Below are 16,772 nucleotides of genomic sequence, written 5' to 3' on the forward strand. Positions count from 1 at the left end.
GGATACTGGGACGGGGAAGGGGATGAGGGATGGGCGAGATCCTGCTGGGCTACCTTCTGATTTTCGGGGCACGGGTGGCCGACGTGTCTCTGGACGTTATCCGGATCCTGTTGCTGACCCGGGGGCGGCGGCTATGGGCCAGCCTCGTCGGATTCACCGAGGTGGGCATCTTTATTATGGTCCTGAATTTTGTCCTCAGGGACGGACTGACCGATCCCGGCAAGATCATCGCCTATGCCGCGGGGTTTGCCACGGGGAACTATTTGGGCAGCCTGATCGAGGAGCGGCTGGCCATGGGTTACCTTTCCATCCAGGTTTTCCCGTCGGCCGGTATCGCGTCCACGGTCATCCAGTGCCTGCGGGACGCGGGCTTCGGGGTTACCGTCGTTACCGGCGAGGGGCGGAGCGGCCCGCGCCCGGTGCTGTTTGTCTTCATCAAGCGCCGGGACCTGCCCCGCGCGCTCGACATCCTGGAAAGCTGCGAACCGGACATTTTCTTTAACGTTTCGGATGCCCGCAGCATCCACGGCGGAGTCTTCCCGCAGAAGATGGCACGGTGAAGTAGGTCGTCGGCCATGATACGGAGGTATTCGCGGAGCGAATCCCTTTTGGGGCCTCGCCTTTAGGCCTCTTCCCCCGAGGCGGCGGGGATGGTGAAGGAGAAGACCGACCCCTCTCCCGGTTTTGATTTCACATTGACCTCTCCACCCTGGGCCTCCACGATCTGCCGGGCGATGGCCAGCCCCAGGCCGGTGCCCCCGAAATCCCGGGCCCGCGACTTCTCCACACGGTAAAAGCGCTCCCAGATGTGAGGCAGGTCCTCGGCCGGGATGCCCGGACCCTGGTCAGCCACCTGCACCAACAGGCGGTCCTCTTGATCCGCTACCGTGACCGTGACCCGTCCTCCGGGAGGGGAAAAGCGGATTGCGTTTTCAAGGAGGTTGGTCAGCACCTGCGCCGTTCGGTCCTCGTTGCCCAGGGCCGGGGGCAGGTCCGCCGGGGCCTCCACGTCTATGCCGACCTGGCGTTTGTCGGCGTAAGGCCGCAACTGGACGGCCACCCGGTGGGACAGGTCGGCCAGGTCGATGGCGTTGATTTCCCATGACGCCTTTCCGTGCTGCAGCCGGGAGAGATCCAGGAGGTCGTCGATCAGCCGCCGGAGGCGGAGAGTCTCCCGGTGGGCCAGGGCCACGTACCGTTCCCGCTCCCCCGGGTCCTCCAGCATGCCGTCCTGGATGGCCTCCAGTACCCCCTGCAGGGAGGTCAAGGGCGTGCGCAACTCATGCGAGACGTTGGCGACGAACTCCCGGCGCATGGCCTCCACGCGCCGTTGCTCTGTGACGTCCCGGATGACGGCCACGGCGCCCTCGACCCGGCCCTGCTCGTCGAGGAATGGTGCCGCCGTGGCCCGGATAATCCCCTCTCCCCGGCCGGGCTCCAGTTCGGCCGAGTGAGGGCGGCCTTCGGCCAGGACCCCGGCCAGGAGATCGGCCAGGTCCGGGGCGGCCGCCAGGAGCCCGGCGTCGTCCGTCCCGGTTAACCGGAGAATGCTGCAGGCGCTTTCATTGGAAAGGATGACCCGGTTCACCCGGTCGACGGCGATCACCCCTTCGGTCATATGGGCCAGGATCCCGGCCAGCTTCTTCTTTTCCCGGGCCAGAGCGCCCACCGTCTGGTCCAGGTTGGCGGCCAGGTGGTTCATGCTCGTCGCCAGCTGTTCAACCTCGGCCGGTCCGGAAACGGTCACCCGCTGGCTGTAGTCCCCCGCCGCCATGGCCAGGGAAGCCATCCCCATCTCCTGGAGGGGACGCGAAAGGGAGCGGGAGAGCAGGTAACCAAGGAGGATGGCCAGCACCACCGAGAACCCTGCGGCGTACAGGCTGATACGGCGGACGGTGGTGACCGTGGCCGCCAGGTCGGCCACGGGGGCAAAGAGGAGCAGCGCCCCGGCCACCTGGCCGTCCGGTCCCTGGAAGGGGACGGCGGCCGAGATTACGGTCCGTTCCAGGCGCGGGTCGTAGCCCCTTCCGGTCAAGACCTCTCCGCGCTGCAGGCGCTCGGTCTCCGCCGCGTCCAGCCGGAATGCGGGGCGGGGCCCGCCGCCGTATCCATGGCGCATCATGCCTATCATGCCCGGGCTTGCGCCCCAGGCCACGCCTTCGCGGTCGACCACCAGGACCTGGGCGTCGGCAAAGGAAGCGAGGCTCGCCAGCAGGGTCGGGGACAGCGTGCTCCCGGAACCGGTCCCGTAACTCTCAATGAGACGGGCCATTTCCTGCCCTTTACGGGCCAGTTCGCGTTCTTTGGCGGAGTAATAGTAGTTGGCGAAAAGCTGCGACGTCGCCGCGCTGATGGCGACGATGGTGACCAGGATCACGGCCAGGAAGGATAACAGCAACCGCGCAAACAGCGTCCGGCCGGGGCTGAAGCCGCGGACCTTCATGACGGCACCTCAAAGCGGTAGCCCAGGCCCCAGACGGTTTTGATGTAATTCGCTCCTCCGCCGCGGAGCTTCTCCCGCAAACGCTTGACGTGGGTGTCCACCGTCCGCGGGTCGCCGAAGTAGTCGTAACCCCATACCTGCGACAGAAGCTGGTCACGGGAGAAAACCCGCCCGGGGTGGCCGGCCAGGGTCCAGAGGAGGTCGAACTCCTTGGGGGCCAGGGTGATCTCCTGCCCGTCCAGGTCAACCCGCCGCGCCTGGTAATCAATAGTCAACGGCCCGTAAGTCAGAACGTGCTCCCCGCCCTGGTCGCCCTTCGCCCGGCGCAGCACGGCCTTTACGCGGGCCACCAGTTCCCGCGGGGAAAAGGGTTTGGTGATGTAGTCGTCCGCTCCCAGTTCCAGGCCCAGGACGCGATCGTACTCCTCGCCCTTGGCGGAAAGCATGATGATCGGGACCGGGAGTTCCTTGCGCAAAGTGCGGCAGACGGTCCAGCCGTCGAGTTTCGGGAGCATGATGTCCAGGACGACCAGGTCCGGCGCGTGTTCATGCACCCGTTGTAAGGCATCCTCGCCGTCATAGGCGCTTACCACGCGGAAGCCTTCCCGTGCCAGGTACATCCGTGCCAACTCCTGGACCGGTTCCTCGTCGTCCACGACCAGGATGGTCTGCTGCGTCATGCCGTGACACCTCCATCCCAAGTATAGAACAAAAGTACAGGGGGATGAAGGACTGGTGGGATATATGCCGCTGTGAGAAGAAAGAGAGAGGTGGGTCCGGGGGGAAGGAAAAACGTCGACCGCCTTCCGCGCTGTTTCCCACCTCTCACCTCCCACTTCTCACTTCTCAGAGGGCGGCACCGTTCGGGCAGTACGGTCCGGGACCGCCGCCCATCATGCCGCGGCCCTGGCCGCGCATCATCCCGTAACCCCGGGCGCCGGGGCCGAGCTGCTTCCACTTCTGCTGCTGTTCGGGCGTAAGAATCGACTGCATCTGCTCCCGATATTGAGCGGCCTGCTCGCGCATCTGGGTGCGCAGGGTGTTCGCCTCCTGGAGTCTCTGCTGGACCTTGTTCATGTCGGGATCACGCTCAAATTGCATTTGCCGGAGTTCGAACATTATATCCTGCAACTTGTTGCGCTGGGCCTGCATCTTCTGGTGGAACTGGGCCTGCAGGTCACGCATCTTCTGTGCCTGCTCATCGGTGAGCCCGAGAGACTGAACCATGTTCACCCAGTTCCCCGGATTCTGAGTGGCAGGCGTGCCGGCCGCGGCCCAGGCCATGCCGCCGATGGCGAGCACCATTATGGAGATCAGCGCCGCGGTAAAGATCCTCTTCAAATCATTCACCTCCCTTCTTCGTTTGTCGTAGAGCTGCTGCCTGGAGGCTATTATAACCACCGTCTGTGTCCATTCTGTGAACGAAGCGGTACAAAAGGCTGAAACCCATCATAATAAGTGTAGCCGCGCCGACAGGCCGCCTGTTGGTGGAAATTGATTCGGGGAGAAGGTCATGGTAGGATTGGCCTAGACGCTTGTCCCTACGGGATTGGCCGGAGTCTGGATTCCAATGGTTGGAGGCAAGGATCTTGGACCTCTTTCGCGCCTACACCATAGAGCGGGCGGTGGCCGCCCTGCGTGAACACATCGCTCCGGTGAGCAAGTCGGAGACCGTCGGCCTGCGCGAGGCCTTCGGCCGGATACTGGCGGAGGACGTCACGGCTCCGGACGACGTGCCCGGTTTCGACCGGGCGACGATGGACGGCTTCGCCGTCCGGGCCCGGGACACGTTCGGGGCATCCGAGGGCCTTCCGGCTTACCTGCAGGTGACCGGTGAGGTGCTGATGGGTCACCCTCCCGCGGGTGAACTGGCCCCGGGGCAGGCCTTCCGCATCGCCACCGGGGGCATGCTGCCGGACGGCGCGGACGCTGTGGTAATGGTGGAGTATACCGAGGATCTGGACGGGACGACCATCGGGGTCACCCGCCCGGTGGCGCCCGGCGAGAACACGGTCCGGCGGGGCGACGATATCGCCGCCGGGGAAAGGCTGCTCTCCGCGGGAAGACGTTTGCGGGCCCAGGACGTGGGGCTGCTCGCGGCGGCGGGCGTGGCCCGGGTGCCGGTGCGCCGGCGTCTGCGCGTGGGCATCATCACGACCGGGGACGAGGTCATCCCGGTGGAGGAAAACCCGGAACCGGGGCAGGTGCGCGACGTCAACTCGTACACCACTCAGGGTATGGTCCTGGAGTATGGTGCCGAACCCGTCCTTTACGGGATTATCAAGGACGACTACGCCAGCCTGGCGGCGGCGGTCGGCCGGGCCCTGCGGGAGACGGACCTGGTGGTAGTTACCGGCGGCAGCTCGGTGGGGACACGGGACGTGACGGCGCGTGTCCTGAACGAGCTGGGCGAGCCGGGGATCATCTTCCACGGCCTGGCCGTACGCCCCGGGAAACCGACGATCGGCGCCGTCATCGGCGGGCGTCCCGTCCTGGGGCTTCCCGGGCACCCGGTCTCCGCCATGATCGTGTTCCGCCTGATCGGTGCCCCCCTGCTCGGCGGTGACGGCCTTATGGCCGCCCTGCGGGCCCGCCTGACTCGCTCCCTGCACTCCCAGGTCGGTAAGGAGGACTACGTCCGGGTGCGGCTGATACGCGACGGCCGGGGCGAGTGGCAGGCCGACCCCGTCTTGGGCAAGTCGGGTTTGATCGCCACCATGGTCCGCGCCGACGGCCTGGCGCGGATCCCCCTGGAACACGAGGGCGCGGAGGCGGGGGAGATAGTGGAGGTTATACCCTTTTAAGATGTAAGGGGGCCGGGGTTCTCCCGGCCGAGCGACTTGCGTGAGCGTCGATACCCGGCACTCAACTACATTCCCAGGCAGCGTTACGGACCTTGGGACAGAGATGGGCGATGCGAGGCACCGGAGCGCAGGCGGGAGAACCCCGGCCCTGTCAGGATTAGCGGGAGGAGACAACCTCACTTATGAAACGGAACATCTACCTTACGGAAACCCCCTGGGAGGAGGCCCTGGCCGACTATCTGGAACACCTGCGCGCCGAAGGGGCGCTCACCGCCCGCCCCCCGGAGGTCATCCCGACCCGCGAAGCGGTCGGCCGGATCACGGCCGAGCCGATCTTCGCCGCCGTTTCCTCCCCTCATTTCCATGCCGCGGCGATGGACGGCTATGCGGTGCGCGCCGCCGCCACCTTCGGGGCCGGCGACCAGGAACCGCGTACCTTGAGACTCGGGGTCCAGGCCTTTCCGGTTGATACCGGGGATCCCTTACCGGAAGACTGTGATGCGGTAATCATGGTGGAGGACGTCCACCACCGGGATGAAGACACGATTGAGATCACGGCGGCGGCCTTCCCCTGGCAACACGTGCGGGTGATCGGGGAGGACATTGTGGCCACGGAGATGGTCGTTCCGGCGAGCCACGTCATCCGCCCCATGGACCTTGGAGGGATGCTGGCCAGCGGTGTCACCCGGGTGGCCGTCCGCGCGCGGCCGCGCCTGACGATCATTCCTACCGGGACCGAGGTTGTCGAAGCCGGCCGGGAATTAAAACCCGGAGACATTGTGGAGTATAACAGCGCCGTCCTCGGGGCGCTGGCCGAAGAGTGGGGCGCGGCCGTCAGCCGCCACCCGATCGTCCCCGACGACTACGAACGGTTGAAAGAGGCCGTTTCCCGGGCGGTCGACGAAAGCGACATCGTCATCGTCAACGCCGGGTCTTCCGCCGGACGCGAGGACTACACTGCTTCCCTGGTCGCCGAACTCGGCCGGGTGCTGACCCACGGAGTGGCGACCAAGCCCGGCAAGCCGGTCATCCTGGGGATAGTCCGCGGCAAGCCGGTCTTCGGCATCCCCGGTTACCCCGTGTCGGCCGTCCTGGCCTGCGAACTCTTTGTGCGGCCGGTGGTCTTTGCCCTGCTGGGGCGCGCGGTTCCGAGGCGCCGGACCATCCCGGCCGTTCTGTCCCGCAGGGTGGTCTCGCCCATGGGCGTCGAGGAATTCGTGCGCGTCAAGCTCGGACGGGTTGGGGAACGGGTGGTCGCCACCCCCCTCGGCCGCGGGGCGGGCTTGATCCTGACCCTTATCCGCGCCGACGGCATCCTGCGCGTGCCCCGCCTGAACGAGGGCTTCGAGGCCGGGCAGACCGTGACCGTGGAACTCCTGCGCCCGATGCAGGAGATCGAGGAGACCACGGTGATCATCGGCAGCCACGACAACGCCCTGGACGTCCTGGCGAACTTCCTTAAGGTGCGTTTCCCCGAGGCCGCCCTGTCGTCGGCTCACGTCGGCAGCCTGGGCGGCCTGGCCGCCCTGAAACGCGGGGAGGCGCACCTGGCGGGCACGCACCTGCTGGACGAAGAAACGGGTGATTATAACGTCAATTACGTAAAGCGCCTTCTCGGGGGCCGCGGGCCGATCCTGGTCAACCTTGCCTACCGGGAGCAGGGTTTTATCGTTGCCCCGGGGAATCCCTTGAAGATCACCGGCTTTGCCGACCTGGCCCGCGAAGGGGTGCGGTTCGTCAACCGCCAGCGCGGGGCCGGGACCCGGGTCCTGCTGGACTACCACCTGCGGCTTGAAGGCATTGACCCGGCGCGTGTCGCCGGCTATGACCGCGAGGAGTATACACACATGTCGGTCGCGGCGGCCGTGGCCGGCAATACCGCCGACTGCGGCCTGGGCATCCGGGCCGCCGCGCAGGCCCTGGGCCTGGACTTCGTTCCGGTGGCCGAGGAGCGCTATGACCTCTGCACGCTGCGGGAGTATTGGGACCAGCCCTATGTGCAGCGCCTGCTGACCGTGATCCGGGATCCGGCCTTCCAGGAGGCCGTCGTGGCCCTCGGGGGCTATGACCTGCGCGACTGCGGCAAGGTGATGTGGCGGGAGGAGTAGGGGGAACGGTCGAAGCGGAGCACCGGAGCGTAGGGGGGAGAACCCCTGACCCCGTAACACGTGTAATATAGTCTGGACCCGAAGATGCACGGAGGTTTTCTTATGGCTGATTTTACCCATCTCGACCGCCAGGGCCGGGTTAAAATGGTCGACGTCACCGGCAAGGGGGTGACCGTCCGGGAGGCCGTCGCCCGCGGCGAGGTCCGGATGCGGCCGGAGACGCTGGGGCGCATCTTGAACCGGGATATCGCCAAGGGTGAGGTGCTGACTGTGGCCCGGATCGCCGGCATCATGGCGGCGAAGAAGACGGCGGAATTGATCCCGCTCTGCCACCCGCTGAACCTGGCGGTGGTTGAACTACATTTCCGGGCCCATAAGAGCGAGGGGCGCCTGGAAATCCAGGCCCGGGTCCGCACCGCGGGGCCGACGGGCGTGGAAATGGAGGCCCTCACGGCGGTCAGTACCGCCGCTCTGACCGTGTACGACATGTGCAAGGCGGTGGACCGGGAAATGGTCTTCGGGAGGATACGCCTGGTGCGCAAGTCCGGTGGACGGAGCGGAACCTTTCTCCGGGAGGGTGAAGAAGAGGAATGGCCGGACGCATTGTAGCCGTCTGCACCAGCGCCGCCAAAGGCGTAAAGAAGGAGAACGTCGGGGAGGCCGAACTCAGGGCCGGCCACGGGCTTGTGGGGGACGCCCACGCCGGGGAATGGCACCGGCAGGTGAGCATGCTGGCCCTTGAAAGCATTGAGCGCATGCGGTCCAAGGGTCTGGACGTCGGACCGGGCGACTTCGCCGAGAACCTGACCACCGAAGGGATCGTCCTGTACACCCTGCCGGTGGGCACCCGCCTGCGGATCGGGCCGGAGGTGGTGGCGGAGGTAACCCAGATCGGGAAACAGTGCCACGTCGGCTGCGCTGTCTTCAAACAGGTCGGGGACTGCATCATGCCGCGGGAGGGGATCTTTGTCAAGGTTGTTGTCCCCGGACGGGTTCGCATCGGGGATACCGTGGAGGTCATAGACGATGTTTAAAGTCGCCGTTGTCACTGTAAGCGATAAGGGGTCCCGGGGGGAACGGGCCGACGCCAGCGGCGCCGTCCTGGCGGAGATGGTGCGGGCGCAGGGCTGGGAGGTGGCTGAGACAAGGATCGTCAGCGACGACCTGGAGGCCGTCGTAGAGACCCTCATCGAACTCTGCGACCGGCCCCTGCAGTTGGTACTGACCACCGGCGGGACCGGGTTTTCTCCCAGGGATAACACGCCGGAGGCCACCATGCAGGTTGTCGAGCGCCTGGTGCCGGGGCTTTCCGAGGCCATGCGCCACGAAACGGCGCGGGTTACCCCGCGGGCCTACCTCAGCCGGGGGGTATGCGGGATCCGCAAGCGGACCTTGATTGTCAACCTCCCGGGCAGCCCTAAAGCCGTGCGGGAGTGCCTGGAAGTGATCCTGCCCATCCTGCCGCACGGGTTGGAGATCCTGGCCGGGGCGGCCGGGGAATGCGCCCGGGAAAGGGAGTAGACCATGCACCCGGTTCTGTTCTACATCGGTTCCTTCCCTGTAATGAGCTATGGGGTCATGGCCGCCATCGGGGTGGCGGTGGGCATCCTGGTCGTCATCCGTGAAGGCCGTCGCCTCGGCCGGGATCCCGACGGGCTGCTGGATCTTTCCCTTTATCTGGTGCTGGCGGGGGTGATCGGCAGCCGGCTTTTGTACATTGCCATCGAATGGGAACAGTTCACCGGCCGCCCGCTGGACGTGTTCAAGATCTGGGAGGGAGGCCTCTCCTGGTTCGGTTCCCTTGCCGCCGGCCTGGCCGTGGCGATCTGGTGGACGCGTCGCAAGGGTGTCCGCCTGAACGCCCTCGGCGACCTGCTGGCCCTCGGGGTAGCCGCCGGCTATCCTTTCGGGCGCATCGGCTGCTTCCTTAACGGTTGCTGCTACGGCCACCCGAGTGACCTTCCCTGGGCCGTGGCCTTCCCCTTTGACGGAGTGCCGCGGCATCCCACGCAGCTTTATTCCCTTGGTTTCGGCGTATTGATCTTCGCCATCCTCTGGTGGCGGCGAAAACAGAAGCCCTTCGACGGGTACCTGATGTGGCTCTATTTTCTGCTTTACGCAGGCTACCGCTTCATTGTTGACCTGTGGCGGGAGACGCCGCCGGGACCGGACGGCCTGACCATCGGCCAGGCGGGGAGCCTGGGGGTGATGGTCCTGGCGGCGGCCTTCCTGTGGCGGGGTTGGAGACACCGATCGCCGCGTGCCGGCCGGCAGCCACAAGACTCCTAAGGGATTCGCTGCCGCGAATCCCTTCCCTCCCGAGGGCCGACGACCGACGACTACTTCGCGTCCTTTTCCACTCCGGCCCGGATGACGATCTCCATGGCCTTGTTCAGCAGGTCCTGCAACTCCTTCTGTGCCTCGGTAAACGCCTGTACCAGGGGGTTTTCCGCCATTTTCAGTTCTATCTGTTCCAGGGCGCGTTGTTCCTCGGGAGGGATCTCCCGGCCCTGTTTCTGGGCCTCGGCGATCCGTTGTTGCATCTGGTGAAAGGCGTACAGCAGGTCGCGGCAGGCTTCGCTGGCGAACATTTCATCCCGTCGCTTCTGCACGTCCTTGAACGCCGCCGATTCGGCGATCACCCGGCCGAGTTCCCGGGCCTTCTCCATGACCTGTTCGGACAACTCGCTTCACCCCTCCGTATTATTGACCATTCCGCGGTCGGACATTGGAGACATTATACCACGCCGGAACAAGGAAAGATATCCTGGGGAAAAGACCCCGGTTCCACAAAGAGGTTCGGCGTTCCGGCATTACGGCGGGCCTGCGTTTATATATTGTCCCCTGGGACGGTTTTTAGGGCTTGTCACCCCTTACGGAAGATGATATAGTGTGACTAGTTAGCGGGTTTTTATTACCCTTTATGTGCGATTGTTCACAAGAGTCCGATGGGGGGTTGCCTCGGGGAACCGGGTTTTGCCGATCGCAAGTTCCGACACGAACCTTCATTAATGGAAATAAATGGGTTTAGAATTTGCGGCAGGAAAAAGGGCTTTGGACGTCGAATGAGCATTAGCAAAGGGTCCAGCGGTCAGTCGGGACAGACGATGGTGGTTTCGGGTACCTGAACCGGTGCGGTGAATGGCTCAAAGCGCGGCGGTTGGGTACTCTGGCGCGTTTGCTTGTCCTTGGTGTAACGAGAGGTTGCCTATAAACTGGAGGTTTACCCTGCGGAGCCCGGACGTGCCGCTAAGGCGCGGGACGTTCTCCGCAAGATGCTTTCCGAGGAATCGGAAGGATAAGAGACGCCATTGCGGAAGGGAGTGGTGTCAGAGGGAGTTTGATACCAGGGAGTGAGAGACGGACCGCTGGTTCGGGGATCGCTGGGATGTTCGTAAAAGAACGAATTTGAGGAGGTTGAGTAAATGCCTGCTTTTGTGATGAACGAAAAGTGCGACGGGTGCAAGGGTCAGGACAAGACCGCTTGCATGTACATCTGCCCGAACGACCTGATGAAGCTCGACAAGGAGAGAATGCGGGCTTTTAACCAGGAACCGGATGCTTGCTGGGAGTGCCTCTGCTGCGGCAAGATCTGCCCACAGCAGGCCATTGACCTCCGGGGTTATGCCGACTTCGTGCCGATGGGCGCGAGCTGCGTGCCGCTCCGCGGTTCCGAGGATATTATGTGGACCGTGAAGTTCCGTAACGGCATGGTCAAGCGCTTCAAGTTCCCGATCCGGACCACGCCGGAAGGTTCCGCGGTACCCGATGGCGGCTTCGGCGCCGGGGCGGACGACATCAACAGCCCCCTGCTGTTTGCCGAGCCCGATTGCCTGGGCTTTGAGCTCCCGACCCTGAAAAAGTAACGAAGGAGGTATACAGGAATGGCGAATTTTGAAACCGTAGAGGTCACTACCGACCTGCTAATTCTGGGCGGCGGCATGGCGGCCTGCGGCGCGGCCGTAGAGGCTGCCCACTGGGCGAAGAAGCACGGCGTAAAGGTTACCCTGGTCGACAAGGCCGCGATGGACCGCAGCGGTGCCGTGGCGATGGGCCTTTCCGCCATCAACCAGTACGTCAGCATCAAGCAGGGACTGAACACCGTCGAGCAGTATGTCACCTACGTTAAGAACGACTTGATGGGCGTCGCCCGCGACGACCTCGTCTATAACATCGCCCGCCACGTCGACGGTACCGTGCACCTGTTCGAGAAGTGGGGCCTGCCGATCTGGAAGGACGAGAACGGCGAGTACGTCCACGAGGGCCGCTGGCAGATCATGATCAACGGCGAGTCCTACAAGATCATCGTCGCCGAGGCCGCGAAGAACGCTCTCGGCAAGGACAACATCTACGAGCGCGTCTTCATCGTCGAGCCGCTGCTGGACGGCAACCGGGTAGCGGGCGCCGTCGGTTTCTCCACTCGCGAGAACAAGTTCTACGTCTTCAAGGCGAAGGCCGTCCTGGCCGCGATGGGCGGCGCGGTGCACGTCTTCAAGCCGCGGTCCAGCGGTGAGGGCCAGGGCCGTTCCTGGTACCCGCCCTTCAACTCCGGCGCCAGCGCCTACTTCACCATCAAGGCCGGCGCGGAGATGACCTGTCAGGAGGTCCGCTTCATCCCGGTTCGCTTCAAGGACGCCTACGGCCCGGTCGGCGCCTGGTTCCTGCTCTTCAAGTCCCGCGCCACCAGCGCCCTGGCCGGGAATTACATGGTTGAGCGCGGTGCCGAGCTCGCCAACTGGGGCCCGTACGGCAGCGTGAAGCCGATCCCGGCCAACCTGCGCAACTACCTCGGCATGCTCGACACCAACGAGGGCAAGGGCCCGCTCTACATGCGCACCGAGGAGGCCATCGCCAACCTGGCCGCCAAGTACCAGGACGACGAGAAGGCCTTCAAGAAGAAGATGAAGGAACTCGAGGCCGAGGCCTGGGAAGACTTCCTCGACATGACCATCGCGCAGGCCCTGCTGTGGGCCGCGACCAACGTCGAGCCCGAGAAGGTGCCTTCGGAAATCGCCGCCGCCGAGCCGTACTTCATCGGTTCGCACTCCGGCGCGTCCGGTGCCTGGGTCAGCGGTCCGAAGGACCTGGCTCCGCCCGAGTACTTCTGGGGCTATGAGAACATGACCACCGTGACCGGCCTGTTCGCCGCCGGCGACGCCTCCGGCGCGTCCAGCCACAAGTTCTCCTCCGGCTCCCACGCCGAGGGCCGTATCGCCGCCAAGTCGGCCGTCCGGTTCATCCTCGAGAACAACACCCAGCCGAAGGTCGACATGGCCGAGGTTGAGAAGCTGAAGGAACGCATCCTCCGTCCGCTCGACCTGTTCGAGCAGTATAAGGACTTCGGCACCCAGCCGGAACTGAACCCGAACTACATCCTGCCGAAGCAGTATATGTTCCGCCTGCAGAAGCTGATGGACGAGTACGCCGGCGGTGTGACCGCGGCCTTCACGACCAACAAGCCGATGCTCGATAGGGCTCTGCAGCTCCTGGCCTGGCTGAAGGAGGACTCCGAGAAGCTGGCGGCCCGTGACCTGCACGAACTGATGCGCTGCTGGGAGAACGTCCAGCGTACCTGGCAGGCCGAAGCCCACGTCCGCACCATCCTGTTCCGTGAAGAGACCCGGTGGCCGGGCTACTACTTCCGGGCCGACTTCCCGACCATTGACGAGGAGAACTGGAAGTGCTTCGTCAACTGCAAGTGGGATCGGAACTCCGGCGAGTGGGAACTCTTCAAGAAGCCGATCATCTCGCTGGTATAGCCCAGTAGGGACAAGAGGCGGGTTTGCGGGCGAAATCGAAAGATTTCGCCCGCTTCCCTTCATCTTGCAGCCGATCCCGATGTAAAGCTCCGTGGAGGATGTCTGACGGCAGCCCGGAAGCGGGAGGCCTAGGCCTCCCGCTCCTTATGTATTACGCCCGGAGGCCCGGGGAATGAGGGTAAGGGTTTTCCCCTAAAGTAGAAAGCATGGGTGGTGAAAGGATGATTAACAAAAGCATCCTGGTCGTCGGCGGGGGAATAGGCGGGCTGACTGCCGCCTTGGAGGCAGCGGAGGTGGGTTACGAGGTCATCCTGGTGGAAAAGAACCCCTATCTGGGTGGCCGGGTGGCCCAGCTGCACCACTATTTCCCCAAGCTTTGCCCCCCGAACTGCGGCCTGGAGATCAACTTCAAGCGGATCCGGTCCAACCCGAGGATCAAGTTTTTCACCCTGGCCGAGGTGGAGGCCATCAGCGGCGAAAAGGGCAACTACGATGTTACCATTAAGCTCACGCCACGGTTCGTTACCCCGGACTGCACGGCCTGCGGCCAGTGCGTCGAGGTTTGCCCGCAAGACAGGCCGAACCCCTTCAACTACGGCCTGGACAAGACAAAGGCCATTTATCTGCCGCACAACTTCTCCTTCCCGATGAAGTACGTCGTTGATTCCACGGTTTGCCCCGGGGCCTCCTGCGGCAAGTGCGTCGAAGTATGCCCGGTGAAGGCCATCGACCTCGGCATGCAGGCCAAGACCGTGAACTTGAAGGTCGGGGCCGTGATTTGGGCGACCGGCTGGGATCCGTACGACGCGACGAAGATCGAGTATTACGGTTTCGGCCGCTATCCGGACGTCATCACCAACGTGCAGTTGGAGCGCCTGGCGGCCGTCAACGGCCCGACCCAGGGCAAGATCGTCCGCCCCTCGGACGGCAAGGGCATTGAAACCATCGCCTTTGTGCAGTGTGCAGGGTCGCGGGACGAGAACCACCAGCCTTACTGCTCACAGGTTTGCTGCCTCGCCTCCCTGAAACAGGCGATGTACGTCCGGGAGCAGTATCCCGAGGCCAAGATCTACATCTTCTACATCGATATCCGTTCCCTCGGCAAGTACGAGGATGTTTACACGAAGGTTCAGGAAGACGCGGGCGTCGTCTTCATCAAGGGGAAGGTAGGCGAGATTACCGAGAACCCGGAGACGAAGAAGCTCGTCCTGGAGGTCGAGGACCAACTGGCCGGCGAGGTCATCCATCCGGAAGTGGACATGGTCGTCCTGGCGACCGGAATGGCCCCGGCGGCGAAGCCCGCCGGCGGTGCGGCGGCCCTTGACGCCGACGGTTTCGTGGCTTCCGAGGACGGCGTTGTCGGTGCCGGCTGCGCCAGGAAACCGATGGAGGTCGCTTCCACGGTACGCGACGCGACGGCGGCGGCCCTCAAGGCTATTCAGGCTGTGGCGGGGGGTGGCAACTAATGGATAAGAAGATCGGGTTTTTCATTTGTACCGGCTGCGGCATCGGCGAAGCCCTGGACGTAGCCGCCCTGTGCAAGGTGGCCACGAAGGAGGGCAAGGCTCCCAGTTGCAAGCAGCACCCCTTCCTGTGCGGCCAGGAGGGTCTGGAATTCATCAAGAAGGACATCGCCGAGGGCGTCAACACGGTCGTCATCGCGGGCTGCTCGTCCCGCATGAACTACGACGTCTTTGACTTCGGCCCCGAGGTCATCGTGGAGCGCATTAACTTCCGCGAGCAGGTTGTCTGGTGTCACCCGGCCAACGACGAGGACACCCAGATGACGGCCGAGGACTACATCCGGATGGCGATGGCGAAGCTCAAGACCCTCGAGCTGCCCGAGCCGTTCGTCCCGGAGGACGTTTCAAAGGACGTCCTGGTCGTCGGCGGCGGCCTGACCGGTTTGACCGCCGCCCTTGAGGTGGCCGAGGCCGGCTACCGTGCCGTCCTGGTCGAGAAGGAGTCGAACCTGGGCGGTTACACGGCGGCCTTCTACAAGCAGGCCCCGTCCCGGCCCCCGTATACCGACCTGGAGCCCAACGAGGTCCCGGCCAAAGTACAGGCCGTTACCGACAATCCCAACATTAAGGTCTATACCTCCGCGGTGGTTGAAAAGATCGAGGGCGGCCCCGGCAAGTTCGACGTGACCATCAAGACCGCCGGCGGGAGCGCCGGCGAGCGCGTCGGCGCGGTCATCCTGGCCACCGGGGCGAAGCCCTTCGACCCCACGCCCCTCGAAAACTTCGGGTACGGCAAGTACCCGGACGTAATCACCCAGGCCCAGATGGAGGAACTGGCGGCGAAGGGCAAGATCACCCGGCCGTCCGACGGCAAGCCCGTCCAGCGGGTGGCCTTTATCCAGTGCGTCGGTTCCCGCGACAAGGAGCACCTGCCCTACTGCTCGGCCGCCTGCTGCGTGGAGTCCCTGAAGCAGGCCGCCTACCTCAAGGAACTCAACCCCGAGGCGCAGGCCTATGTCTTCTACAAGGACCTCAGGGCTACCGGGAAGTATGAGCACTTCTACAAGCGCCTGCAGGACCTGGGTACGGTGTTCGTCAAGGGCGAGACCTCCGCGATCAAGATCGAGCAGTCCGGCGGGCAGCTCGTCGTCCAGGGTGAGGACGTCATCCTGCGCGAGAAGGTCAACCTGCCCGTGGACCTGGTGGTGCTCGCCAACGGCATGGTGCCCACTACGGCCGGCGAGGAGAACATCCTGAACCTGGCCTACCGCCAGGGACCGGAGCTGCCGATCCTGAAGTACGGCTTCCCGGACTCGCACTTTATCTGCTTCCCCTACGAGACCCGCCGTACGGGCGTGTACGCCGCCGGCAGCGTGCGAGCGCCGATGCACGTCCCGGCCGCCGTGGAGGACGCCACCGGCGCGGCCTTGAAGGCCATCCAGGTCGTGGAGTCGGTGTCCCGCGGCGCAGCCGTGCACCCGCGGTCCGGGGACCTGTCCTTCCCCGAGTTCTTCATGCAGCGCTGCACCCAGTGCAAGCGGTGTACCGAAGAGTGTCCGTTCGGGGCGATCAACGAGGATGAAAAGGGGAACCCGCTGCCGGAGCCGACCCGCTGCCGCCGGTGCGGCACCTGTATGGGGGCCTGTCCGGAGCGGATCATTTCCTTCAAGAACTACTCGGTGCCGATGATCGGCAATATGGCCAAGGCCATCGAAGTGCCGGAGGAGGACGAGGAGAAGCCGCGCATCCTGGTCTTCGCCTGTGAGAACGACGCCATTCCGGCCCTCGATATGGCCGGCTTGCAGCGTATGCAGTACAGCAACTGGGTGCGTATTATCCCGGTGCGCTGCCTGGGTTCACTGAACCTGGTCTGGATCGCCGACGCGATGTCGAAGGGCATCGACGGTGTCCTGCTCCTGGGCTGCAAGCACGGTGACGACTACCAGTGCCACTTCGTCAAGGGCAGTGAGCTGGCCGGGATCCGCCTCTCGAAGGTCTCGGAAACGCTGGACCGGCTCGGTCTGGAGTCCGAACGCGTGCAGATCCAGGAAGTAAGCATCATGGACTACGACCAGATCCCCGGCATCATCGACCGCTTTGCGGCCCGACTGGATGAGCTGGGGCCCAACCCCATGAAGGGTTTCTAAGCCCGGTGTCGTATTCTGACTGGCAGACGAGAAGATAAGTCCCCCGGG

15 protein-coding genes are annotated in these 16,772 nt (G+C 64.3%); 11 read left to right on the plus strand and 4 right to left on the minus strand.

The window, feature by feature from the left end; translation table 11 throughout:
* Window positions 1–29 precede the first annotated feature (29 nt).
* Window positions 30–560, plus strand: a complete 531-nt coding sequence (locus tag QMC81_00355; GenBank protein MDI6905922.1) for a DUF5698 domain-containing protein — start codon at window positions 30–32, stop codon at window positions 558–560.
* Window positions 561–622: 62 nt separating this feature from the next.
* Here the strand turns inward: QMC81_00355 and QMC81_00360 are convergent, their stop codons facing one another.
* The 3 genes from QMC81_00360 to QMC81_00370 all read right to left on the minus strand — a co-directional run bounded on the left by QMC81_00360 (window position 623) and on the right by QMC81_00370 (window position 3,784).
* Complete coding sequence (locus QMC81_00360; protein ID MDI6905923.1) at window positions 623–2,443, minus strand: ATP-binding protein; 1,821 nt, start codon at window positions 2,441–2,443, stop codon at window positions 623–625.
* Window positions 2,440–3,123: a response regulator transcription factor gene (locus tag QMC81_00365; protein MDI6905924.1), complete on the minus strand. Its 684-nt coding sequence runs from the start codon at window positions 3,121–3,123 to the stop codon at window positions 2,440–2,442. Before QMC81_00365 ends, QMC81_00360 begins: the two co-directional genes overlap by 4 nt.
* 166 nt (window positions 3,124–3,289) lie before the next feature.
* Window positions 3,290–3,784 (minus strand): Spy/CpxP family protein refolding chaperone, encoded by a 495-nt coding sequence (locus QMC81_00370; protein MDI6905925.1) that lies wholly within the window; start codon window positions 3,782–3,784, stop codon window positions 3,290–3,292.
* 248 nt (window positions 3,785–4,032) lie between these two features.
* On the opposite strand from QMC81_00370, the gene QMC81_00375 reads away from it, so the two are divergent.
* From QMC81_00375 to lgt, 6 genes are all read left to right on the plus strand, one after another.
* The gene (locus QMC81_00375) at window positions 4,033–5,247 is read left to right on the plus strand and encodes a molybdopterin molybdotransferase MoeA (protein ID MDI6905926.1); all 1,215 of its coding nucleotides are present in this window, start codon (window positions 4,033–4,035) and stop codon (window positions 5,245–5,247) included.
* A 182-nt stretch (window positions 5,248–5,429) separates the two neighbouring features.
* A complete protein-coding gene (locus tag QMC81_00380; protein ID MDI6905927.1) occupies window positions 5,430–7,355 on the plus strand; it encodes a molybdopterin biosynthesis protein in 1,926 nt (641 codons plus the stop codon).
* Between the two features lie 102 nt (window positions 7,356–7,457).
* Entirely contained in the window at window positions 7,458–7,964 is a 507-nt protein-coding gene (moaC, locus tag QMC81_00385) for a cyclic pyranopterin monophosphate synthase MoaC (protein MDI6905928.1), read from the plus strand.
* Window positions 7,946–8,389 carry an MOSC domain-containing protein gene (locus QMC81_00390; protein ID MDI6905929.1) on the plus strand — a complete coding sequence of 148 codons (444 nt, stop codon included), beginning with the start codon at window positions 7,946–7,948 and terminating at the stop codon, window positions 8,387–8,389. The genes moaC and QMC81_00390 overlap by 19 nt, the downstream gene beginning before the upstream one ends.
* Window positions 8,382–8,876: a MogA/MoaB family molybdenum cofactor biosynthesis protein gene (locus tag QMC81_00395; GenBank protein MDI6905930.1), complete on the plus strand. Its 495-nt coding sequence runs from the start codon at window positions 8,382–8,384 to the stop codon at window positions 8,874–8,876. The genes QMC81_00390 and QMC81_00395 overlap by 8 nt, the downstream gene beginning before the upstream one ends.
* A gap of 3 nt (window positions 8,877–8,879) precedes the next feature.
* A complete protein-coding gene (gene lgt / locus QMC81_00400) occupies window positions 8,880–9,644 on the plus strand; it encodes a prolipoprotein diacylglyceryl transferase (protein ID MDI6905931.1) in 765 nt (254 codons plus the stop codon).
* Between the two features lie 50 nt (window positions 9,645–9,694).
* Here the strand turns inward: lgt and QMC81_00405 are convergent, their stop codons facing one another.
* The gene (locus QMC81_00405) at window positions 9,695–10,039 is read right to left on the minus strand and encodes a YlbF family regulator (GenBank protein MDI6905932.1); all 345 of its coding nucleotides are present in this window, start codon (window positions 10,037–10,039) and stop codon (window positions 9,695–9,697) included.
* 741 nt (window positions 10,040–10,780) lie between these two features.
* On the opposite strand from QMC81_00405, the gene aprB reads away from it, so the two are divergent.
* From aprB to QMC81_00425, 4 genes are all read left to right on the plus strand, one after another.
* The gene (gene aprB / locus QMC81_00410) at window positions 10,781–11,221 is read left to right on the plus strand and encodes an adenylyl-sulfate reductase subunit beta (protein ID MDI6905933.1); all 441 of its coding nucleotides are present in this window, start codon (window positions 10,781–10,783) and stop codon (window positions 11,219–11,221) included.
* An 18-nt stretch (window positions 11,222–11,239) separates the two neighbouring features.
* Entirely contained in the window at window positions 11,240–13,114 is a 1,875-nt protein-coding gene (aprA, locus tag QMC81_00415; protein MDI6905934.1) for an adenylyl-sulfate reductase subunit alpha, read from the plus strand.
* 221 nt (window positions 13,115–13,335) lie between these two features.
* Window positions 13,336–14,580: a CoB--CoM heterodisulfide reductase iron-sulfur subunit A family protein gene (locus QMC81_00420; protein MDI6905935.1), complete on the plus strand. Its 1,245-nt coding sequence runs from the start codon at window positions 13,336–13,338 to the stop codon at window positions 14,578–14,580.
* Entirely contained in the window at window positions 14,580–16,724 is a 2,145-nt protein-coding gene (locus QMC81_00425; GenBank protein MDI6905936.1) for an FAD-dependent oxidoreductase, read from the plus strand. Before QMC81_00420 ends, QMC81_00425 begins: the two co-directional genes overlap by 1 nt.
* Window positions 16,725–16,772 lie beyond the last annotated feature (48 nt).

It is taken from the genome of Thermoanaerobacterales bacterium (assembly GCA_030019475.1).
GTDB lineage: Bacteria > Bacillota > Desulfotomaculia > Desulfotomaculales > JASEER01 > JASEER01.